Origin of the sequence: Marinomonas sp. CT5 (assembly GCF_018336975.1) — a bacterium.
Lineage (GTDB): Bacteria > Pseudomonadota > Gammaproteobacteria > Pseudomonadales > Marinomonadaceae > Marinomonas.
Genome location: NZ_CP025572.1, coordinates 4,274,648 through 4,296,898 on the forward strand (window position 1 = coordinate 4,274,648; position 22,251 = coordinate 4,296,898).

At 45.2% G+C, this 22,251-nt stretch carries 19 protein-coding genes, 1 rRNA gene and 1 other annotated feature; of the genes, 9 read left to right on the forward strand and 11 right to left on the reverse strand.

Translation table 11 applies throughout. The features are described 5' to 3' along the window. Window positions 1-110 precede the first annotated feature (110 nt). A complete protein-coding gene (locus tag C0J08_RS20350; protein WP_212653717.1) occupies window positions 111-2,555 on the forward strand; it encodes a penicillin-binding protein 1A in 2,445 nt (814 codons plus the stop codon). 138 nt (window positions 2,556-2,693) lie between these two features. Here C0J08_RS20350 and C0J08_RS20355 read toward each other — a convergent pair whose 3' ends face one another. The 4 genes from C0J08_RS20355 to rpmE form a co-directional block, all read right to left on the reverse strand. Continuing rightward, entirely contained in the window at window positions 2,694-3,254 is a 561-nt protein-coding gene (locus tag C0J08_RS20355) for an LOG family protein (protein ID WP_212653718.1), read from the reverse strand. A 111-nt stretch (window positions 3,255-3,365) separates the two neighbouring features. Further along, window positions 3,366-4,634 (reverse strand): malic enzyme-like NAD(P)-binding protein, encoded by a 1,269-nt coding sequence (locus C0J08_RS20360; RefSeq protein ID WP_212653719.1) that lies wholly within the window; start codon window positions 4,632-4,634, stop codon window positions 3,366-3,368. 170 nt (window positions 4,635-4,804) lie between these two features. Next, window positions 4,805-5,587, reverse strand: a complete 783-nt coding sequence (locus C0J08_RS20365) for a thermonuclease family protein (protein ID WP_212653720.1) — start codon at window positions 5,585-5,587, stop codon at window positions 4,805-4,807. A gap of 8 nt (window positions 5,588-5,595) precedes the next feature. Further along, window positions 5,596-5,811, reverse strand: coding sequence for a 50S ribosomal protein L31 (rpmE, locus tag C0J08_RS20370; protein WP_212653721.1), 216 nt, complete (start codon window positions 5,809-5,811; stop codon window positions 5,596-5,598). Window positions 5,812-6,075: 264 nt separating this feature from the next. On the opposite strand from rpmE, the gene C0J08_RS20375 reads away from it, so the two are divergent. The 6 genes from C0J08_RS20375 to C0J08_RS20400 all read left to right on the forward strand — a co-directional run bounded on the left by C0J08_RS20375 (window position 6,076) and on the right by C0J08_RS20400 (window position 12,178). Beyond that, on the forward strand, window positions 6,076-8,307 hold the full coding sequence (locus C0J08_RS20375) for a primosomal protein N' (protein ID WP_212653722.1): 2,232 nt from the start codon (window positions 6,076-6,078) through the stop codon (window positions 8,305-8,307). Window positions 8,308-8,385: 78 nt separating this feature from the next. Next, a complete protein-coding gene (locus C0J08_RS20380; protein ID WP_212653723.1) occupies window positions 8,386-8,991 on the forward strand; it encodes an SPOR domain-containing protein in 606 nt (201 codons plus the stop codon). A 119-nt stretch (window positions 8,992-9,110) separates the two neighbouring features. Next, window positions 9,111-9,662 (forward strand): ATP-dependent protease subunit HslV, encoded by a 552-nt coding sequence (hslV, locus tag C0J08_RS20385; RefSeq protein WP_212653724.1) that lies wholly within the window; start codon window positions 9,111-9,113, stop codon window positions 9,660-9,662. A gap of 76 nt (window positions 9,663-9,738) precedes the next feature. Continuing rightward, a complete protein-coding gene (gene hslU / locus C0J08_RS20390; protein WP_212653725.1) occupies window positions 9,739-11,061 on the forward strand; it encodes an ATP-dependent protease ATPase subunit HslU in 1,323 nt (440 codons plus the stop codon). Window positions 11,062-11,137: 76 nt separating this feature from the next. After that, complete coding sequence (locus C0J08_RS20395; RefSeq protein WP_212653726.1) at window positions 11,138-11,521, forward strand: gamma-butyrobetaine hydroxylase family protein; 384 nt, start codon at window positions 11,138-11,140, stop codon at window positions 11,519-11,521. A gap of 36 nt (window positions 11,522-11,557) precedes the next feature. After that, window positions 11,558-12,178: a ubiquinone biosynthesis accessory factor UbiJ gene (locus tag C0J08_RS20400; RefSeq protein WP_212653727.1), complete on the forward strand. Its 621-nt coding sequence runs from the start codon at window positions 11,558-11,560 to the stop codon at window positions 12,176-12,178. Between the two features lie 21 nt (window positions 12,179-12,199). Here C0J08_RS20400 and C0J08_RS20405 read toward each other — a convergent pair whose 3' ends face one another. The 4 genes from C0J08_RS20405 to ilvA all read right to left on the reverse strand — a co-directional run bounded on the left by C0J08_RS20405 (window position 12,200) and on the right by ilvA (window position 17,567). Continuing rightward, the gene (locus C0J08_RS20405; protein WP_212653728.1) at window positions 12,200-13,069 is read right to left on the reverse strand and encodes a DMT family transporter; all 870 of its coding nucleotides are present in this window, start codon (window positions 13,067-13,069) and stop codon (window positions 12,200-12,202) included. Between the two features lie 23 nt (window positions 13,070-13,092). Then, the gene (locus tag C0J08_RS20410; RefSeq protein WP_212653729.1) at window positions 13,093-14,061 is read right to left on the reverse strand and encodes an asparaginase domain-containing protein; all 969 of its coding nucleotides are present in this window, start codon (window positions 14,059-14,061) and stop codon (window positions 13,093-13,095) included. A gap of 133 nt (window positions 14,062-14,194) precedes the next feature. Continuing rightward, the gene (gene argS / locus C0J08_RS20415) at window positions 14,195-15,928 is read right to left on the reverse strand and encodes an arginine--tRNA ligase (RefSeq protein ID WP_212653730.1); all 1,734 of its coding nucleotides are present in this window, start codon (window positions 15,926-15,928) and stop codon (window positions 14,195-14,197) included. A 133-nt stretch (window positions 15,929-16,061) separates the two neighbouring features. Further along, a complete protein-coding gene (gene ilvA, locus C0J08_RS20420; protein ID WP_212653731.1) occupies window positions 16,062-17,567 on the reverse strand; it encodes a threonine ammonia-lyase, biosynthetic in 1,506 nt (501 codons plus the stop codon). Between the two features lie 293 nt (window positions 17,568-17,860). On the opposite strand from ilvA, the gene rpiA reads away from it, so the two are divergent. After that, window positions 17,861-18,532 carry a ribose-5-phosphate isomerase RpiA gene (gene rpiA, locus C0J08_RS20425; protein ID WP_212653732.1) on the forward strand — a complete coding sequence of 224 codons (672 nt, stop codon included), beginning with the start codon at window positions 17,861-17,863 and terminating at the stop codon, window positions 18,530-18,532. Window positions 18,533-18,599: 67 nt separating this feature from the next. Here the strand turns inward: rpiA and C0J08_RS20430 are convergent, their stop codons facing one another. After that, a complete protein-coding gene (locus C0J08_RS20430) occupies window positions 18,600-19,568 on the reverse strand; it encodes a zinc transporter ZntB (protein ID WP_212653733.1) in 969 nt (322 codons plus the stop codon). Between the two features lie 147 nt (window positions 19,569-19,715). Between C0J08_RS20430 and C0J08_RS20435 the strand changes: the two genes are divergently transcribed. Next, window positions 19,716-20,675 carry a class 1 fructose-bisphosphatase gene (locus tag C0J08_RS20435; protein ID WP_212653734.1) on the forward strand — a complete coding sequence of 320 codons (960 nt, stop codon included), beginning with the start codon at window positions 19,716-19,718 and terminating at the stop codon, window positions 20,673-20,675. 103 nt (window positions 20,676-20,778) lie between these two features. Here the strand turns inward: C0J08_RS20435 and wrbA are convergent, their stop codons facing one another. Both wrbA and rrf read right to left on the reverse strand, forming a co-directional pair. Continuing rightward, window positions 20,779-21,375 carry an NAD(P)H:quinone oxidoreductase gene (gene wrbA, locus C0J08_RS20440; RefSeq protein ID WP_212653735.1) on the reverse strand — a complete coding sequence of 199 codons (597 nt, stop codon included), beginning with the start codon at window positions 21,373-21,375 and terminating at the stop codon, window positions 20,779-20,781. A 477-nt stretch (window positions 21,376-21,852) separates the two neighbouring features. Beyond that, window positions 21,853-21,967 (reverse strand): 5S ribosomal RNA (gene rrf, locus C0J08_RS20445). Between the two features lie 197 nt (window positions 21,968-22,164). Beyond that, window positions 22,165-22,249: a sequence feature (23S ribosomal RNA rRNA prediction is too short), on the reverse strand. Window positions 22,250-22,251 lie beyond the last annotated feature (2 nt).

Here is a 22,251-nt window from a genome sequence, read left to right on the forward strand (position 1 = left end):
TTCCATGCCAATTTTTCCAACATAACACGATTTGGTGCAAAGTTAACCGACTATTCTGTGATCATCTTAGGTATAATGCCATTTTTTCATTCTGCATTTATTGATTTAATATGGCTAAGACACTCAAAATACTTTTCTTTCTCGGTCTCTTTGGTGCCCTCGCTGCAGTCGGTATCACCTATGCAATTTACTATAACGTCAAAGACAAAATCCCGACCGTTGCCGAATTAAAAGATATAGAGCTAAGAATCCCTCTGCGCATCTATACCGCCGACAACCAACTTATCGGTGAATTTGGCGAACAGCGTCGAACCCCCATCAATTATGCAGAAATTCCACAAAACCTTGAGCATGCAATTTTAGCCGCTGAGGACTCTAACTTTTATCATCATCCTGGTGTTGATATTTTAGGATTAGGGCGAGCTGTTATGCAGCTTATCACCACAGGACAAAAACAGGGCGGCGGCAGTACTATCACTATGCAAGTAGCCCGCAACTACTTCCTCTCATTTGAACAAACCTACACGCGTAAATTTACCGAAATTTTTATTGCGTTAAAAATGGAGCGAGAACTTAGTAAACACGAAATTCTTGAGCTCTATGTGAACAAAATCTATCTAGGTAAACGCGCTTATGGTTTTGAGGCTGCAGCACAAGTGTATTATGGTAAAAACCTAAACGAATTAGATCTAGCACAGTTAGCAATGATCGCAGGCTTACCAAAGGCACCATCTCGTTTTAACCCAATAGTAAACCCTTCTCGCGCTTTGATTCGTCGCAATTGGATTCTACAACGCATGCTGTCACTGGGCATGATAGAAAAAGAGGCCTATCAAAATGCGGTTGAGTCACCGATTACTGCCAAAAACCATGGCGTGATGCCTGATATCGAGGCCGGTTATATTGCTGAAATGGTGCGCTCTGAACTATATAACACCTTCGGTGATGACCTTTACAACACTGGCATGACTGTCTATACGACCATTGATTCCCATCGTCAAAAAGCGGCCAATACAGCGCTCTTTAACGGTATATTGGACTACGATATGCGTCACGGTTACCGAGGCTCTATTGACACACGTATCGACTTAATTGAAGCACCACTAGAAGAACAAGAAAAAGCCCTGAAAAATATAGAACCTTTTAAAAACTGGCAAACAGCGCTTGTGATTTCTACAGATGAAAAAACAGCCGACTTACGCTTAGCGAACGGAAAACGAACCACGCTTTCTTGGGACGCGATGAAATGGGCAAGACCTTATATCAGCGCAGACTCAAAAGGCCCTTCTCCTTCTACAGTAGCCGATATTTTGGTGCCTGGTGATATAGTGCGTTTACGCCCAGATGAACAACTACAATGGAAACTGGCGCAAAAACCTGAAGTGCAAAGTGCATTAATTTCTTTAAACAGCAAAGACGGCGCCATTCAGGCATTAGTCGGCGGTTTCAATTTTTATGAAAATAAATTCAACCGCGTCACTCAATCTAAGCGTCAACCGGGGTCGAACTTCAAACCCTTCATTTACGCCAGCGCATTGAATCGTGGCTATACTGCAGCCAGCATCATCAATGATGCCCCCGTTGTCTTTAATGACTCCAACTTAGCATCAGCATGGCGGCCCACTAATGATGGAGGCAAGTTCTATGGGCCAACCCGTTTACGCCAAGCACTCTATCGCTCACAAAATATTGTCTCTGTACGCTTACTTGATGAGTTAGGCGTTACACCTACATTAAAATTCTTACGTCGTTTTGGGTTTGACCCCAACGAGCTACCACACAATCTTTCTCTATCTTTAGGTAGCGCAAACTTATCTCCACTACAAATCGCCACAGGCTACGCCGTATTTTCTAATGGTGGCTATCAAGTTCAGCCTTATTTAATTGATAAAGTAGTCGATAGAGACAATGAGACATTATTCGAGGCAAGCCCAGTAACCGTTTGTGTTACCTGTACCCTGCTAGAAAAGACCAATGATGGCGAACCCCAGATGGGCTTGTTCAATACTGCAAAAGGCATTCAAACTCTTCCTGTCGCGCCTCAGGTGTTAGACCCTGAGGTAAACTATATTATCTACGACATGATGCGAGATGTAATCAAATACGGTACTGGGCGACGAGCTCGAGTCCTTAAACGGGACGATCTGGCAGGCAAAACGGGTACAACCAATGATGGCCGAGATGCTTGGTTCTCTGGCTTTAACGGTAACCTCGTTACCTCAGTATGGAGCGGTTTTGACAATTCTACCCCCTTAGGACGCGGTGAATGGGGTGGATCTGTTTCTTTGCCAACATGGATCGACTATATGCGTGAAGCTCTAAGGGACACGCCCACAGATTTTGTACCCAAACCCTCTTCCCTAGTTACCGTGCGAATTGACCCCAATACAGGTGAGCGCGCGTTACCAGGACAGGCGAATGCAATTTTCGAAATATTCAGAAAAAATCATGTGCCACCACAGCGTGACCTTAATTTACCCGCATTGAATAACAACTCAAGTAATGAAGCACAGGAAGAAAAACAGGAAAATAACGCTCTAGAAAACCTTTTCTAATTTGCGTCTATTCTTAATGCTGATTACACTATCATAAAGAGAACCCCTCAATATTGGTTAACAGCTATTGAGGGGTTCTCTTTATGAACGCTTTATCTCGCTAATTTCCTACAGCGATATGTTGTTTTTAAGAAGCCTCTAGCTCCATTTTGCTTGTGGTGCTTTATAATCTATAAATGCCGATAAAAGAGCTTCTGGGGTGTTTTCTTTAATTATCATGTCAATATAAGACAGCTTAACAAACCCAGCCTGCTGCATGCTGTCGACCATAGTGAATAATGGATCATAAAAACCATTGATATTATAAAAAGCACAAGGTTTGTCATGCAGACCAAGTTGCCCCCAAGTCCAGACCTCAAACATTTCTTCTAACGTCCCAACACCACCAGGAAGCGCAACAAAAGCATCGGCCAACTCACTCATCTTAGCTTTACGCTCATGCATATTAGCGACAACATGCAATTCAGTTAATCCTGTATGAGCAATTTCCTTAGACTCAAGGTGGGCCGGAATAACACCAATAACCTGTCCGCCAGCTTGTAATGCTGCATTGGCAATAACCCCCATTAAGCCGACATTACCGCCACCGTAGACAATGCCCACTCCTTGCTGAGCAAGATGAACACCTAAGGCTTTTACAGCATTAACATAGTCGGGAGAATTACCCTCTGCGGAACCACAATATATAGCGACTTTCATCTTATAACCCCTATCTTTATCCAAGCCATTCCTGCTTATTTATCGAAAAATATAGCCATAAAAAAGGCGACTCCTTATTAGGGAGCCGCCTTTTAATCGATCACAATTTAATTAAGCACCAAAGTGATCTAAATTTTCAAGTGGGTAGAAGTCTGGGTATGGCAACATTGCTACACCAGAATCAACCGCCGCACGAGCAACCGCCGCAGAAACAACGTTAAGCAAACGAGAATCCATTGGTTTTGGCAAAATGTATTCTTTACCAAAGTTCAATGGTGCACCACCGTAGGCTGCTACAACATCCGCTGGCGCCTCTTCTTTCGCAAGATCTTTAAGCGCATGCACGGCTGCGATTTTCATTTCTTCATTGATCTTAGTCGCACGAACATCCAAAGCACCACGGAAGATGAATGGGAAGCCCAATACGTTGTTTACTTGGTTAGGGTAATCAGAACGGCCTGTCGCCATAATCAAATCATCACGAGTAGCGCGAGCAAGCTCAGGATTGATTTCTGGATCCGGGTTTGAACAAGCAAACACGATTGGGTTAGCGGCCATTTTAGCAAGTTGGTCAGCAGACAATAGATCCGGACCAGATACACCGATAAATACGTCTGCACCATCAATCGCATCATCAAGAGTGCGTTTGTCAGTATCAATCGCAAACATCGCCTTGAATTGATTCAAGTCTTCGCGACCAGAATGGATAACACCATTACGGTCAAGAACGAAAATGTTCTCACGTTGTGCACCACACGCGATGATCAGTTTCATACAAGCTGTCGCTGCTGCACCAGCACCTAGACAAACGATTTTCGCATCCGCGATGTTTTTGCCTTGAAGCTCTAGCGCATTTAGCAGGCCAGCAGCGGTTACAATCGCTGTACCGTGTTGGTCATCGTGAAAAACAGGAATAGAACAACGCTCGATCAACTGACGTTCAATTTCAAAACACTCAGGCGCTTTGATATCTTCTAAGTTGATGCCGCCGTACGTGTTTGCAATACGCGCAACAGTATCAATAAATGCTTGTGGGCTTTCAGATTCAACTTCCACATCAACAGAGTTAACGCCAGCAAAACGCTTAAACAATAAACCCTTACCTTCCATAACAGGCTTACTTGCCAATGGACCAAGGTTACCTAAACCAAGAATCGCTGAACCATCAGAAATAACAGCAACTAGGTTGCCTTTACCTGTGTAGCGGTAAGCGGATTCGGGGTCTTTAGCGATTTCACGACAAGGCTCAGCCACACCTGGGCTGTAAGCTAGAGAAAGATCGCGAGCGGTCGCTGTTGGTTTAGTAATAGTTACGCTCAGTTTTCCTGGAACTGGATACTCATGGTAATCCAGTGCAGCTTGCTTAATATCTTCTGCCATTATGATGTTTCCGTCTATTTGGTGTTATTAATTAATTTTATCATAGCCAAACTGGGCCTTGTTCCCAAGCCTACAAAAGCTTCGAAAGTGACACCTTATAATTTTTAGTCGTCAGAATAGTCGATCTACCCAATACTTTAAAGCGTAAAACCATAGGAATATTCTATCAATCAATGATTGAGTGAAGCCTTGATTTCAAACAAGTCATTCGGATGTCTAACAGAAAGAACCCAAGCTTTAAACTCTGAGTGCCGGCTTTTCCGATGATGCTGCCAACCACGAACTTCGACATCTTTACCTTCAAGAGCGAATACCTCTTGAGCAGGCCAATAATCGATGACGTTGGGCGATAAATTGATCACTAGATCCTGATCGGTTTCTAGCCACCAACCTCCTCGGTTATGAGTAATAGAAGTGATGGTAACACGGGATATTGCAAAACCAGCTTTTGGCTGCCATTGCAAACGAGTCTGCCATAACCCTTTTCGAGCATTGCGGGCTAGGTTCTCAGCCTCTTCAAAACAGTCTTGATATGCCAAGTTTGGAGGCACAGCAATACGATAACCAAGGCCTTGTGATAGTAACTGACTCGTCAGTGAAATACGATCTTTATCGAACAAGTAGTACAAATAACGACCATACCTGTCTCGCCCATCTTTTGCTGTTTGAATGTATACATATTGATCAAGGCGGGAACGAAGAAAGCGAGTAGCCTCTACAGCATAGGGCTCATGATTGCCCTTTTTATGGTCAAGTTCAGGTGTATTTATTCCCACCAGCCGGACTTTTCGTCCATCAGTCAGGTGAATAGTATCACCATCAACCACTCTTTTTATTGCTGCTTTTTCAAGTTTCCCAGTTGCGCTACAGAGCGAATCAGCCTGAGCTGCGAAGGACAAAAACAAAAAAAGCGCCAAGAAAACTTGGCGCTTTTTTAATGCGATCACTGTCATGCCACCAATTACTTAGTAGTACGACGTGCTCCGAAACGCTTGTTAAAGCGATCAACACGACCACCAGTATCCAACATTTTTTGTTGGCCTGTGTAGAATGGGTGGCAATTGCTACATACGTCGATGTGCATGTCGCTGCCCGCAGTTGAATTTAAGCTTAGAGTGTTACCACAAGTACAAGTTGCAGTAATCGCAGAGTAATTTGGGTGGATATCTTTTTTCATCGTATTTACCTTCAGTTTGGTGTGCCGCCACTCGGTCTAAATAGGGGCTTTCGCCTAGCCAAGCACCGCACGATTCGTTGTACAGACATTGTACAGTGGTACCAAGAGTCGCGTATTTTAGGGGGCTATTAAGCAATCAGCAACCTTTTTATTATACTTTTCCTATAAAATTGCTGCTCGCGCCAACCCGCTACTCTGACGTACACTAATATATATAGATAAAAAAACCATTTTTGCTTTACTAAACAAGGTCTAACCTAACGCATGCCAGAGGCGCTTCTTACTCCTTATCCTTTTATCAAAGTCGCTTTGCCAGTACCAATGCGAACTTTGTTTGACTACAAGGTCCCCAAAGCAATTGCCCTAAGGCACGAGCTAAAGCCAGGCATGCGCATCAAAGTCCCTTTTGGTAATAGCAGCCGCCTTGGTGTAATAGTCGCCTTAAGCGAAACCAGTGACTGGGATCCGGAACAAGTCAAACCACTCACCTCCTTACAAGATGAAAGCCCTGTTATTACTAAGGAACTAATGGCTTTGTGCGAATGGGCTGCACGCTACTATCACCATCCGATTGGTGATGTGATCTTTCACGCCTTACCGGTTTTACTGCGTAAAGGCGAAAGTGCCGAATTCCGTACAGAGAATTGGTGGTTCACCACACCAAAAGGACAAGCACTTCCTCTTGAACAGCTAAGCCGAGCACCTCGCCAACAAGACTTCTTAAGAGCGGTACAACAACACCCTTATGGTTTGAGCCAGCACGCTACCTCAGTCTTAGACCTCGCGCCTGCGGCGGGAAAAAGTCTAGAAGAAAAAGGTCTACTGCGCCGAGAGCCTCGTTCGTTTAGTAAAGGTGGAGAGAAGCACGCACACCAAACGCAAGTTCCACCGACGCTCAACCCAGAGCAAATGCAGGCGACGGAACATTTATTAGATCACCGTCATCAGTTCAATGTTTCGCTATTGGACGGTGTGACAGGCAGCGGTAAAACAGAAGTCTTTTTACGAGTCATGGAAAAACTGATCGAGGAAGGCAAACAGGTTCTTGTGATGGTGCCGGAGATCGGCCTAACACCACAAACCCTAAAACGCTTTGAGATCCGCTTCAATACCGACATTGTCCTAATGCATTCTAATATGAGTGATCGAGAACGTTTGGATGCATGGTTATTAGCGGCGAGCGGCCATGCCAAAATTATCATAGGCACACGATCAGCGGCTTTTATCCCAGCCCCCAATCTTGGCATGATTGTCATTGATGAAGAACACGACACCTCTTACAAACAACATGAAGGGTTTCGTTATCACGCTCGCGACCTTGCGGTAAAACGCGCCCAAGCTCTTAATATTCCCGTGTTACTGGCTTCGGCCACACCCTCTTATGAGAGCCTAACCAATGCCCTACAAAAACGCTTTGCTTGGCTTAAATTGCGACAACGAGCCGGTAATGCAGATATTCCAGAAATGGAACGAGTAGACCTTCGAGGCCAAACCTTGATTCATGGTTTCAGTGAGCATGCGCTTGCTAGCATGAAGCTTTGTTTAGAACGAAAAGAACAGGTCTTAGTCTTTCTTAACCGTCGTGGTTACGCACCGACACTGATGTGTCACCAGTGTGGCTGGATAGCCGCCTGCGATCATTGTGACGTTAACCTCACGGTGCATAAGCGAGCCAACAAACTCCACTGCCACCACTGCGACACCCAAAAAGCACTGATTCATACTTGCCCTGAATGTCAGTCAGAAGAATTATTTACCGTCGGCGAAGGCACGGAGCAAATTGAGACTCAACTCAATACCCTATTTAAAGATGTTCCGATTTTACGCATCGACCGTGATAGCACCCAGCGCAAATCTGCGATGGCAAAACTCACACAAAAAATTCATGAACATGATCAAGCGATTCTGATCGGCACGCAAATGCTGGCAAAAGGGCATCACTTTCCTAATGTCACGTTGGTTATCATTATGGATGCGGATGCGGGACTCTTCTCCTCCGATTTCCGCGGTATGGAGCGTACCGCTCAGCTCATTACTCAAGTCGCGGGTCGTGCTGGACGCGCTAAAAAACCAGGACATGTATTACTGCAAACTTATCACCCGGATCATGCGGCTATCGAATGCTTATGTAACCTAGGTTACGAACACTTTGCGATAGACGGCTTAGCTGAGCGCAAATCCCTGTCTTTGCCGCCGTTTTATCACCAAGTCATCATTCGCGCAGAATCTGGTAACGAGCAAGAAGCCATGCAGTTGTTATCCGCGATGCGCAATGACCTTGAGCCATACTTTGCCAAGGATATTTATCTCGTCGGCCCTTATGCTGCCATCATAGTGCGCAAGGCTGGCCAACATCGTGCCCTCATCTCCATCAAGTCCGCACAACGCGCCCCATTACACCAAGCGACTCAAATGATGAGCGATTGGTTAGAACGATCAACAAAACAACACAGAATTCGCTTCGCAATTGATGTTGATCCACTGGAAACTTATTGATCTTGCCCTCATAATGTGCGCAACGTTCAATCCGTTTATTTTTATTTATGCTAAAGCTAAAAGCAAAAAGTCCAAATTATGTTTAATCCCGTTCAAATTGCAGCAAAAGGAAGTCGCCCCAAAAAAGGCGCAACACGTCGTACCCCACCGCCACCCAAACGTAAAACAGCATGGTGGTTATGGCTTCTTATTCCTGCAATTCTTGTTGCCTTTATTTACGGACTCATGCAGCTGAATCAAGTAACGCCAAAGCCGAAAAAAGTAACGCCTATTGAAAAGCCCAAAGTAACATCAACGTCCAAACCCGCTGCAGTCAAAGAGAAAGTAAAAACAACGCCCAAAAAAGACACCTTTGAGTTTTATCAAATACTTCAAGATAGCGAGGTGGATACGAGTCACGTTGATGCATACCAATATACTCCTCGTGGTGAACAAGATTTCTATTACATGCTTCAAGCGGCCTCCTTCCGTAATCCAGAAGATGCAGACCGCATGCGTGCCAAACTGATTTTATCTGGCATGGTCGAAACCAGCATTCGCAAAACCATAGGCAAAGGAGAACAACCTTGGTACCGAGTGGTACTTGGTCCTTACGTATCACGTTCAAAAATGAATCGAGCGGAAGATAAGCTGGTATCCATGGACATCGAATCCTACTCTTATAGGGTTAAAAAGGAGCAATAACCTTCCCCATCATCTTGTCTAGATTGCATACATAAAGTGAAAGCTCACTCTGTATGCAATCCTTGCTTGAAATCTTCATGCTTGCCCCCATTTCGTTAGAATCGAAACTGGAGTAGACCATGACAACAATTCTTACTGTACGCAAAGACAACCAAGTCGTCGTAGGCGGCGATGGACAAGTATCTTTAGGCAACACCGTGATGAAAGGCAACGCTCGTAAAGTCCGTCGCCTATACCATGGAGAAGTAATTGCCGGATTCGCTGGCGGTACAGCGGATGCCTTCACCCTATTTGAACGCTTCGAAGGTCAACTCGAAAAACACCAAGGCCACCTAGTACGCGCTGCGGTAGACCTAGCGAAAGACTGGCGATCCGATCGAGCTCTGCGCAAACTTGAAGCCATGCTGATCGTGGCTAACAAAGAAAGCACCTTAATTATTACTGGAACTGGTGATGTCGTTGAACCTCAGCACGGCGCTCTAGCCATTGGTTCAGGCGGCAACTTCGCCGAAGCCGCAGCCCGCGCCTTGATTGACAACACCGACTTATCCGCCAAAGACATCGTAGAGAAAAGTCTTAATATTGCCGCTGATATTTGTGTATTCACCAACCACAGCTTGACGATTGAAGAAATCACTATTGATGCACAGCTTGAAGACAAGTCTAAATAACACTCTATCCATATCGATAGACAGACTGTAAAGCGACACAGAAAACATCATTCAAGAACATAGAAGAGAATTGATAATGAGCAGCATGACCCCAAGAGAGACGGTTAACGCCTTAGACAACCACATTATTGGTCAACAAAAAGCAAAACGAGCCGTAGCTATCGCGCTGCGTAATCGCTGGCGTCGCATGCAACTTCCGGAAGAAATGCGCGCCGAAGTCACCCCTAAAAACATTTTGATGATAGGGCCAACTGGTGTCGGTAAAACCGAAATCGCTCGTCGATTGGCAAAACTAGCCAATGCGCCTTTCATCAAAATTGAAGCCACTAAATTCACTGAAGTGGGTTATGTGGGTCGTGATGTTGAGTCCATCATCCGTGATTTGGTCGAAATGGCCATTAAAATGCTGCGTGAGCAAGAAACAGCAAAACTTCGTCATAAAGCAGAAGATGCAGCGGAAGACCGTATCTTAGATGTGCTACTACCACCGGCTCGTGGTGGCGATCCAGAACTGGAAGACAACAGCACACGCCAAACTTTTCGCAAGAAATTACGCGAAGGCCAATTGGATGATAAAGAAATCGACATCGACCTTGCTGATTCGCCAATGGGCGTCGAAATCATGACCCCACCAGGCATGGAAGAAATGACCAGCCAGCTGCAAAATATGTTTTCTAGCTTTGGCTCTCAGAAAACCAAAAAGCGCAAAATGAAAGTCAAAGAAGCGCTGCGCCAAGTTCGTGATGAAGAAGCGGCGAAACTGGTCAATGAAGAAGAGTTAAAAGCCCGTGCTGTAGAAGCCGTAGAACAGAATGGCATTGTTTTCTTAGATGAAATCGATAAAGTCGCGAAAAGCTCTGACCGTTCTGGTGGTGAAGTTTCCCGCGAAGGTGTTCAGCGTGACCTTCTTCCTTTGGTGGAAGGTTGTACCGTCAGCACTAAATACGGCATGATCAAAACCGATCATATTCTGTTTATTGCATCAGGTGCCTTCCACCTATCGAAACCATCAGATTTGATTCCTGAGCTGCAAGGTCGTTTACCTATTCGCGTAGAATTGGATGCGCTGACAGTAGAAGATTTCAAACGCATTTTGGTTGAGCCAAGTGCTTCTTTAACAAAGCAGTACGTAGCTTTAGCGAAAACCGAAAGCATCAATTTAAACTTCACTGACGAGGGCATTCACCGCATTGCCGAGATTGCTTTCCAAGTGAATGAGCGTACAGAAAACATTGGTGCTCGTCGCTTACATACCGTGCTTGAGCGCCTTCTTGAGGAAGTCTCTTATTCCGCCAGCGATATGCCGAATGACCAAGTCGTGGATGTCACCGCGGCGTATGTTGATGAGCAACTTGGTGAAATTGTCAAAAATGAAGACCTGAGCCAATATATTCTGTAATAAACCCGCTAAACAGCCCTTTCAGCGAAAGGGCTGTTTTACTATGTAATGAGCAAAGGCTAGGCAAGGAAACATCATGGCAACACCAGTGCCAACCCAAATCAATTATCATAAACAGTCTCGTGAGTTAGCGATCACTTTCGCTGACGGGCAAATTTTTCGGCTTAGTGCTGAGTTTTTAAGAGTCCACTCGCCCTCGGCTGAAGTTCGCGGTCACGGCCTGCAAATGCCCATATTGCAATACGGCAAAAAGAACGTCGCCATCAATAATGTTGAAGGTGCAGGCAATTATGCACTGAAAATTTCCTTTGATGATGGTCACGACACAGGTCTTTATACGTGGGAATATCTCTACAATATTGGTAAAAATCACGATGAGCTTTGGCAAATGTACCTAGATCGCCTTGAAAAAGAAGGTCAGACGCGTGACACTTCAGTGATTCAAATTCATCAGATTTAGTTTTATCCTAACTCAATTATCACCGAGAAAAATTTTATGGGTTCAATCAGTTTATCGGCACTTAGCGCGATGGAAAAGGCTATTAACTTAGCCCTTAAACAAGACTTGCCCTCACAAGACCGCCTAAGCAAATTAGCTGGACAGCAAGTTTTCCTCTATGTAGAGGACTTTTCCTTTATTCTGCAGATTCACATCCTGGAAGAAGGCGTCATGCTCAATCGCCCTGAAAGCTTAGAGGAAATCGAGCTCGACCCAAGACTCGACACTCTAGTGCAAGGTCCTAGCGCAGCGTATCGCAAGCTACTTGAAGGTGATGGCTTCTTTGACGGAGACTTGCGTATTCAAGGTAATGCTCAAGCGCTCATGACATTGCATAAAGTGATGGAGAATTTTGAGTTTGATTGGGAAGGGTTATTGGCGGATCACATCGGCGATTTATCCGCAGCCACTTTAGCTCGCTTACTTCGAACTCAGTGGTCATGGGGTAAAGAGTTCGCCACAAAGACCAGAATTCAATTAGTTCAGCACCTACAAAGTGACAGCCAGCTGCTACCAAGCAAAATAGAATTCGACAGCTTCGTCGATGAAATGGAACGCTTCGGCACCTTGATTGATCGTGCTGAAGCGAAGCTTAGAATTCTTGAGAAGAAAAGCTAACACCGCTTTTCTTCTCTCGCGCTATTTCTCGCTTGGCTTTGCTCGACTGAAATACACACCAACAATCGTTATCACAAAGCCGATAATCTGAATCATGGTCATAGATTCACTAAATAAAAAGTAACTTTCTACTGCGGCCAAGGGTGGTGCCAGTAATAACATAGTCGTCACCTGGGATGCTCTGACTTTTCTCAATAGCCACACCATCAAGAAAACACCACCTCCCGACAAAACCAGCACGCCCCATATAACGAGCAAGAACGACTCGAATTGGACTTTAAATAACGTCTCGCCCAGCAGCAACATAAAACCAATAGACACCACACTGGCGGCCAGGTTTTGTATCGCCATAGAACTAAAAATATCAGACGATGAAATGGACATTTTTTGATAAGTCACACCAAGAGACAGGGTAAATATCGCAGCACAAGCTAAGGTAAACGTCAGCAAAGTCACACCACCATGAGTCATGTCTAACTCTAGTGCTGGACTGACAACCAGTGCGAGCCCCACAATGCCTACCAACATCCCCATGACACCTTTCATGGATGTCTTCTCTTTGATTAGCAAAAAGGCCAGCAAGGTCACCATAGCAGGCTGCAACGCGCCAATGAGCGCCATAACGCCTGCGGGCAGACCTTTCGCAATCGCAACGTATGCGAAGCCTAAATAAAAGCCATTCATCAGCATACCCGCAATAATATGCTTAGGTAATTCCTGCCACTCAGGAAAACGTCGACGTTGCCACAGGGCGATAGTGAGAAATAATAAACCAGAAAGGACAAAACGAACGCTTAAAAAAACGTTGGGATCAATCAGACCGACAATGAGTTTGCCCGTGATAAAGCCGGTGGACCAGATTAACACCAAGAGCAGGTATAAAAATGCCATGTAAATTCCCTTTTCGTTTTCCCTTAAGAAAAACGTCTTTTTACTTCTTCACTCGAAAGGCCTAAACCGATCAAAAAATTCAGCGTCACAAACGCGGCTTCGTAGGTCATATCTGTGCCTGAGATCACCCCAGCTTCAACTAAGGCAGAACCCGCGGCATAAGCCCCCGCTGCCACACTACCAGCACCACATTGACTGACATTCACAATCACCACACCACGTTCAGAAGCCGATTTCAGCAAGGCCAAAAGTGCTGGGTCTTTGTCTGGAGCGTTACCTGCGCCATAACTTAATAGCACAGCGCCTTTGACACTATCGCCCAATAGCCCTTGCCAATGGGAAGCCTGAACGCCAGGGTAAACCGGCAAAATGGTGACACAGCCTTCTCTCATCTCAGGAATCAGAACCTGCATGGGCGGCTTCATCAGTTCCACGGATCGCCAACGCCAATCGATCCCCAAGACCCCACGCTCTGGGCAGTTTGGCGAGCTGAAAGCTTGCCAATCACTGGTGTGCGCTTTATGGGCACGATCTCCCTCAATCAAGCGTCCAGCGAAAAACAAATACACACCATTAACGCCTTCTTCACAAGCGGAAATGGCGCCCATCACATTAATCATGGCATCGGTTCGCACCTTGTACATAGGCACTTGCGAGCCAGTTACTATGATAGGTTTATCGCTGTGGGCAAACATTAACGTCAAGGCCGCTGAAGTGTAAGCCATGGTGTCTGTGCCATGTAAAACAACAAAGGCATCGAATTCATGCCATTTGCTTTCAATATCTCGAGCGATGGTTTGCCAATCTTTTGGTGTCGCATTTGAGGAATCAATTAATTCTGGGTAGCTTGAGATGACAAAGTCATGACTAAGTTCATCAGCTTCATTTAAATGTTGGGTAAGATGATCAGCAAACGCCGCATCGGGGATCAAGCCTTGGTCTGAAGGCACCATACCAATCGTGCCACCAGTGTAGGCAATATAAATTTTCATCTGCTGATTTTTCCTCTTTGTTAATCCTAATTACTAGGCGGATTATGTCACTTAAGATGTAAAACATAAAAGGCGCTATTCGAACAGAAAAGCGCCTTTTATTGCTTCATTAAAGCGAAACGGTAGAGAAATTTTACATGCGCTCTAGGGTTTCAATTCCCAACAAAGACAAGCCAAGTTTCAAGGTTGAAGCGGTATTCAACGCCAACTGTAAGCGACTGTTTTTCACGTCGTCTTCGGCATTCAAAATAGGACAAGCTTCATAGAACGTCATGAAGGTTCCTGCTAAATCGTACAAGTAAGCACATAAGAAATGCGGCATACCATCGTTAGCGACTTGTTGAATAGCTTCTTCAAACTGACATAACTTAACCGCCAAAGCACGCTCTTGTGGCTCGTCGATCGAAATCTCGCCTGTCAAATTAGCCACATCGATTTCTGAACGCTTCACAATACTTGCCACACGAGAATAAGCATACAACAAGTAAGGTGCCGTGTTGCCTTCGAAACTCAACATAGAGTCCCAATTAAAGACATAATCACTGGTACGGTTCTTCGATAAATCCGCGTATTTAACCGACGCAATACCAACCACTCGACCGATGTTACGCAGCTCTTCTTCCTCCATTTCTGGATTCTTAGAGGCCACTAGTTGATACGCACGCTCTTGCGCTTCTTCCAATAAAGAAGACAATTTCGCCACACCGCCAGAACGGGTTTTGAATGGTTTGCCATCACTGCCCATCACAGTACCAAACGGCATGTGCTCTAATTGTGTTTCAGGTTTCACAAAGCCTGCCTTACGAGACAAGGTGAAAATTTGCTGGAAATGCAAAGACTGACGTGCATCCACAAAGTACAAAACACGATTCGCATTCAAAGTATGCTGACGGAAACGTACCGCTGCCAAATCCGTTGTGGCATATAGGAAACCGCCACCGGTCTTTTGTACGATAATCGGTGTGATTTCACCGTCTTTGTTTGCAAACTCTTCCATGAAGACACACTGTGCGCCATTGGATTCTTGCAACAAATCTTGTTCTTTCAGTTCATTAACCACATTGGCTAAGTCATCGTTGTAAGCACTTTCTGGCATCACGTGCTGACGCTCCAAAGACACACCAAGCATTTTGTATGTCTCTTCACAGTGCGTCAGAGAGATGTTGATAAACTCATCCCAAAGCGCCAAACACTCTTCATCTCCAGACTGCAACGCCACCACCAACTCACGAGAGCGAGTAGCAAAAGCGTCATCCTCATCGAAGCAGGTTTTCGCCGCGCGGTAAAAGGTTTCTAGATCCGAAAGCGCCATGCTGATGGTGGCATTTTCAGAACGTAAACGCTCCATATACGCCAACAACATACCAAACTGCGTGCCCCAATCACCCACATGGTTTTGACGCACCACATGATGACCAAAAAACTCTAACGTACGAACAACGGCATCACCAATCACCGTTGAACGAAGGTGTCCAACGTGCATTTCTTTCGCAAGGTTGGGGGAAGAATAATCCACCACAACCGTTTCTGGTGCATCAACAGGATTGACATCAAGACGTTCGCTTGTGCGCAATTGCGTCAGTTCTTTGCTCAACCACACGTTCTTCAAGAAAATATTGATAAAACCAGGTCCTGCGATTTCCACTTTTTCAGCAAGGTCAGACAGGTCTAATTTATCTAATGTGGCTTGAGCAAAATCACGTGGATTCATTTTCAAGGCTTTTGCCGCGCCCATGATACCGTTGGCTTGATAATCACCAAATTGAACTTTTGCAGATTGACGCACTAACGCTTGTGCCGTATCAGACGCGCCAGCGGCAACCATAGCCGCTTGAATGCGTTGATTTAGAAGTGTTTGAATATTCACAGGGAGACCTTTAAACAGTAAGTTTGTCGCATACAATAGCGACACACTAGAATCACACAGCCCTCTGACCGTCACCAATCAGAGGGCTGAATTCAAAAAATAATTGCGCTAATGATAACCGATTTTCCCGCTTTTAGCGAAAGAACAGCTTACAAGCGTCGTTGTTATTTTCATCTTGGTAGGGATAACCCAATTCATCCAAATAATGGGTAACATCGGTTTCTTCCCCAACGGCTTGCAGGCCAACTAAAACACGACCATAGGCATCACCATGATTGCGGTAATGGAACATGGAAATATTCCACTGCCCGCCCAATGTGTTCAAGAATTTCAACAAAGCACCTGGGCGCTCAGGAAATTCAAAGCTGTATAACAACTCACCTTTTTCACTGCGTAAATGCCCACCAATCATATGGCGAACATGCACTTTAGCCGTTTCGTCATCGGTCAAATCAACAATTTCGTATTCTTTTAAGTCTTCTAATAACTCTTTTCGACTATGAGGACTGCCGCCCAAAGCAACACCAACGAAAATGACCGCTTCTTGATCATCGCCGTAACGATAGTTAAATTCCGTGATATTACGACCCACCAAGGCTTGGCAGAAGTCTTTAAAACTGCCTGGATGCTCAGGAATCTTCACAGCAATAATGGCTTCACGCTTCTCACCCAATTCGGCACGTTCAGACACATGACGCAAGCGGTCGAAATTAACATTGGCACCACTGTTGATCGCGATAAGCGTTTGGCCTTTCGCATCCTCACGTTCAATGTATTTCTTCAAGCCGGCCAAAGCACAAGCACCAGCCGGTTCAGTAATAGCGCGAGTATCATCGTAGATATCTTTAATCGCAGCGCACATTTCATCAGTGGTTACCGTGATGACTTCATCTACTGTGTCCTTGGCAATCGCAAAGGTATTTTTACCAATTTCCGCCACAGCGACGCCTTCCGCAAAAATACCGACTGTTGGCAAGCGCGTTGGTTCGCCTTTTTCCAGAGCAATTTTCAAGCAGGCTGCGTCTTCTGGCTCCACGCCAATCACCTTAATATCAGGGCGAAGATACTTAATGTATGCGGCAACCCCGGCGATTAAACCACCGCCACCAACAGGTACAAAAACCGCATCAATGTTGCCTTCATGCTGGTGAAGAATTTCCATGCCAATCGTGCCTTGACCGGCGATGGTGTCTAAGTCGTCAAATGGATGAACATACACCTGACCTGTCTTATCCATGATCTCACGAGACTTAGCTGACGCTTCATCAAAAGCATCACCAAATAACACCACTTCAGCACCGTGATTACGAACCGCACTCACTTTTACTTCAGGCGTCGTCGCGGGCATCACGATAGTGGCTTGAATCCCCAACTTTTTAGCCGCTAACGCCAAGCCTTGCGCATGGTTTCCCGCTGAAGCGGCAATCACGCCACGAGCACGTTCTTCTGGTGTTAATTGGCAAATCTTGTTGTATGCCCCACGAATTTTGAAGGAGAAAACCGGCTGTAAGTCTTCTCGCTTCAAAATAATCTCGTTGCCCAATCGATTTGACAATTGATTGGCACGAGACAGTGGTGTTTCTACGGCAACGTCATAAACGCGCGCCTGTAGAATCTTTTTGATCATGGTATGAGGCATAGTGTTTCCTAAACGAATAAAAATAGACAACACGATGTTCTTAAGACATCTACGCTGACTGCTAGTCAAAAAAAACCGAGTAGGAAATATACTCTTTCACTTCCTTTGGCGCAAAGATAGATCCACTCTAAATCCATATAAAAAAGGCATAAAATCTATAAAGAGCCTAATCCATCGGGGTAACAATCCATTCATTAAGCGCCTATAATATCGCCACCACAGAGGCGACTTATTTGATCATGCAATGAGTCGATTATGACCCTATAAAATTATAAGAGAAGGTGAACATCACCATGACGCAAGACGAACTCAAACAAGCCGTTGCTGAGGCGGCTGTTTCTTACATTTTGCCTATGCTTGAAGCAGACACCATTGTGGGTGTTGGTACTGGCTCCACAGCGAATCTATTCATCGATGAACTGGCTAAACACAAAAGCCTCTTTGATGGCACTGTGGCAAGCTCTGAAGCGTCAGCAGAACGCTTAAAAAAACAGGGCATTCCTGTCTATGATCTAAACAGCGTTGACAGTATTCGCGTATATGTTGATGGTGCCGATGAATCCAATGACAACCTACATTTGATCAAAGGTGGCGGTGCCGCGCTGACTCGTGAAAAAATCGTCGCGGCTTGCAGTGATGAGTTTGTTTGTATTGCAGACGAATCTAAACTGGTAAAAGTGCTAGGCGACTTCCCTCTTCCAGTTGAGATCATTCCAATGGCACGCGGCCATGTTGCGCGCGAGCTAGTGAAATTGGGCGGCGACCCGGTTTATCGTGAAGGCGTGGTAACCGACAACGGCAACCATATTCTTGACGTCTACAACCTAGAAATTCTTGATCCAATCGCGCTGGAAAAAAGCATCGACGGCATAGTCGGCGTGGTAACCAATGGGTTATTTGCGAAACGCTCTGCGGACATTTTATTGTTAGGAACCAAAGACGGTATCAAAACAATTAAAAAATAAGTTTGCCCGTTCAAAGCCTCGATAACGACGAGGCTTTGAACGACTCATAGAAAAAATAATCAGCGCCTTAGAACCAACGACTTTTTCTCATCACCAAGAACTGCCCACCACCTAACACCACAAGCACAGCACAAAACAACCAAAACGCCGAGCCATTATCTGTGCCTGGCATACCGCCAATATTGATACCGAACAGCCCGGTTAAGAAACCCAGCGGCATAAAAATACCCGACAGAATGGACAATACATACATGCGAGCATTCATCTTTTCCGCCTGCAAGTTAGCAAACTCTTCTTGCATCAACAAACAGCGCTCACGTAAAGATTCCAAGCCTTCCACATAACGAGTAATGTCGTTAGCCGCCTCTTGTACTTGAGCAATTTGATCCACTGTCATCCAAGTAAGTGCTTCCTGAGATAGCTTATTGATCGCCTCTTTTTGCGGCACCAAGAATCGTCTCAGACGGATGGTTTCTAAGCGACGCTGTACCAGCGAGTCTCGTTGTCCCGCTTCGACGCCTTCACCGATACTTTCTTCTAAATCTGCCAATTCATCTTCTAAGTCAGTAATCACCTTTGACATACGATCCGTTAGTGTTTCCGTCAGCGTTGCTACAATATCGCCGGTATTGGTCGGCCCTTCATTATTTGCCAAATCTTTGACGACATCTTGTACTGACAGCAACTTTCGACGTCGGCTAGAAATAATAAAATGTGGCGTGACCCAAAGACGCAAAGCCACCATATCTGAAGGGTTTGATTCAGGGTTTAAATTCACGCCACGCAATGTCAGTAACAAGCCATTGCCCATTTTCACCGCACGGGGACGCGTTTCCTCGGCATACAGTGCCTCAACAGCCGTTTCAGGAATGCCCTCTAAACGACATAACCAATCATAGCCTTCTTCTTCACGGCAATCTAAATGCACCCAACGACAACCTTCTTCGGGTAAAACATTAGGTAACTCTGAAACAGGTAACGATGTAGCGCCACCTTCACCATTAAGCTCTAAGTTGTGCACAACAAACGCAGACATAGCGATTCCTCTCAACATTTTTCGTAGATTATCGGAAAACATCGATTTTCCCTATTTATTTTGTGATCAAATCATCACCTTGGCTGACACTCTGCCACTAGGATGGCATAATTTCTACACCCTCAAATAACAAGGAAATGCCAAACCATGCAAAACCTACCTGATGTTTTAGCTGCCAGCGCAACACCGAAAACATTACAAGATGTATTAACGGTCACAACAGACACTTGCATTGCCATTTCAGATGCACTTAAACAAGGCTCGTTGGCAGGTATTTTAGGCATGGCTGGCAACGAAAATGTTCAAGGAGAGGAACAAAAGAAATTAGATGTCATCTCTAACGACATGTTAAAAGAAGCTCTGGTTGCTTGCCCTTCAGTTCGAGCCATTGCTTCAGAAGAAGAAGACTACATTGTGCCAGCCAACACACAGGGTGAATACTTCATCGCTTTTGATCCACTAGATGGCTCCTCTAACATAGACATCAATGCAATGGTCGGTACTATCTTTTCCATCTATCGTCAGACTGGCGACAAGCCTGCCGTGGAAGAGGACTTCCTAATTCCTGGCAAAGAGCAAGTAGCCGCAGGCTACGTGCTGTATGGCCCATCAACCATGCTGGTTCTTACCACTGGTGATGGTGTCAATATGTTCACTTACGATCCAACCAAAAACGTATTCACACTGACCAATCAAAATGTTCAAGTAGGCAAAGACACACAAGAGTTTGCTATCAACATGTCAAACCAGCGCTTCTGGTCTACTAACATGCAGAACTATGTGAATGATTTAGTAAAAGGCAAAGAAGGCATCCGCGATAAGAACTTTAATATGCGCTGGGTTGCCGCCATGGTGGGTGATGTTCACCGTATCCTTTGTCGTGGCGGTATCTTCATCTACCCTTGGGACAACAAAGACCCATCAAAAGCAGGTAAATTACGCTTAATGTACGAAGCAAACCCAATGGCCATGCTCTTAGAGCAAGCTGGCGGTAAAGCTCACACTCACACACAACGTATTCTTGATATCCAGCCAGAAGCAATTCATCAGCGTGTGGCCGTGATTTTAGGCGCAGCAAACGAAGTGGATAAGTGCCTAAGTTATTAACATTTCAAAAGTATTAAGCCATCTTTGACCTAATGTGGATAGGTTGGCCTCAACAAAAAAGGGCAAACGTTTCCGTTTGCCCTTTTTAATTCATAACATAAATTTACGCGCTAAGCTTAGCCGCAATCTCAGCAACATGTTTGCCTTGGAATCGCGCCATCGCAATCTCTTTGTCTGAGGGCATACGACCACCATCTGCTCCTGCAATCGTTCCGGCCCCCAATGGCGAACCACCTTTCACTTCACTAATATCAGCAAGCTCAGGACAAGAATAAGGCAAACCCACAACGACAAAGCCATGATGGAATAAAGTGGTATGGAAAGACTGTACCGTGGTTTCATTACCACCACCCGTACCAGTGGATGTGAAGACACTACCCACTTTGCCCACAAGCTTACCTTGCGCCCATAAGCCACCTGTCATATCCAAAAAGTTTCTCATTTGAGATGCCATATTGCCAAAGCGCGTTGGCGAGCCAAAAATCACGGCATCATAATTTACCAAGTCATCTGGTTTGGCTACCGGAGCATCTTGATCAAGCTTCACACCAGAGTTTTTAGCAACGTCTTCGGGCATCAATTCAGGCACTCGTTTAATATCGACCTGAGCCCCCGTACTGCGAGCTCCCTCAGCTATTTCATTTGCCATCGCTTCAATATGACCATAACTTGAGTAGTACAGAACTAATACTTTTGTCATCTCAAACTCCTTGTTTAATTAAACAGTGCATTCATTGTAGACCTGAATACCAGAAATTAAAGGCAAGCCGCCAAGGTTTAGCATTGTTTGAACTTTACTTGGACATTGATGAAGATTTTTTTCAAAGAACAGTTTCTTTCACGAGGGAAAAAAACGTAGGTCTATGCTAAGTGGATAGAACTCATGCCATTTTGTTATTGAGTTCGCGCTGACGCGTTGAGCTTGCGAAACAGGCGCAAGCGAAGGCCATGACAGGATGACATTCCTACAGACAAAAGAATCTCCTATAGACGAAAAAAAGCCCTGACACCGTTCGCTATCAGGGCCTTCTTAATGTAAAGCTTAACGACTGATGCCGACTCTCACATGCGTGTCTTTGATAAAGAGCCCCACACTCACGAGGGAGCAATTCTATTAAACCACTTAAACGAAAAAACCCCGCCCTGCTGAGCAGGACGGGGTTCTTTTCAATATAAAGCTTGACGACGACCTACTCTCACATGGGATCTCCCACACTACCATTGGCGATGGCGCTTTTCACTTCTGAGTTCGGGATGGGATCAGGTGGTTCAACGCCTCTATGATCGTCAAGCAATTCGTTTTGCGTTTTGTTCTGGTTGGACGTTGTCGTCTCACCAAAACACGCGAATACGTGCTTGGACCTTTAACAATTCATTTTGAAATAGGGATAACCAAGTATCAAACCGATGCTCATCATTGCTGATGCTTTATCGTAATCTGTGTCTGCGATTTTTAAAAAACCACTTTGGTGTTATATGGTCAAGCCTCACGAGCAATTAGTATTGGTTAGCTCAATGCCTCACAGCACTTACACACCCAACCTATCAACGTCCTAGTCTCGAACGGCTCTTTAGG